Origin of the sequence: Rathayibacter sp. AY1F6, assembly GCF_002932035.1 — a bacterium.
Classification (GTDB): Bacteria; Actinomycetota; Actinomycetes; order Actinomycetales; family Microbacteriaceae; genus Rathayibacter.
Map to the genome: position 1 here is coordinate 1 of NZ_PSVD01000047.1, position 648 is coordinate 648.

The following is a 648-nucleotide window of genomic DNA, read 5'->3' on the forward strand; positions in this document are numbered from 1 at the left end:
TCCGCCGGACGCTCCGCTCCCGCCGTCTCAGGCCGTGAGTCCGCCGAACAGCAGCGACACCGTCATCGCGATGATGACCGAGTCGAAGGCGAACGCGATGACGACGTTCGCGCGCACCAGGCGCCAGCCCTCTCTCGAGCGGATCTCGGCCGAGACCGTGGCCGCCATCGTGGACAGCAGGAGCGCGAGGGTCGCGTCGTCACTGAAGTGCGGCGCCTCCTCGAAGGCGAAGCGCACCTGCGACCGCCGGGGCGACCGCGACTCGAGGCGCAGGCAGGCCTGTGCGACCGAGAAGACCATCAGCACCCACGAGCTCGCGACGGCGAGCAGGGCGGCGGCGAGGGAGAGGGGCTCGCTGCGGGACTCCGTCCTCTGCGCGATCGCCACCGTGACCACGATCGCCGGCACCGCCGCCGACAGCGTCGTGCTGGTCGCCCCGGTCGCCCCCAGCATCCGCGAGAGGAGGCGCCGCTCGCCGCGCGCCTCCTCCTCGGCGGCGCTTCGCAGCGCCTGCTCGTCGAGGCGCGAGGAGGAGGCGGCGCTCCAGCCCACGGAGAGGGCGGTGGAGAGCGGCCGGCCGAGCAGATGGACCGGAACGAGGGTCGCCGTCGCATCGACGGCCCGTCGCCAGGAGCGAGCGTCCCCGTC

1 protein-coding gene is annotated in these 648 nt (G+C 73.8%); it reads right to left on the bottom strand.

Annotated elements, in window-relative coordinates; genetic code table 11:
• Positions 1-27 precede the first annotated feature (27 nt).
• The coding region (locus tag C5C44_RS16620) for a DUF1345 domain-containing protein (RefSeq protein WP_146084377.1) at positions 28-648 on the bottom strand (621 nt) is incomplete at its 5' end.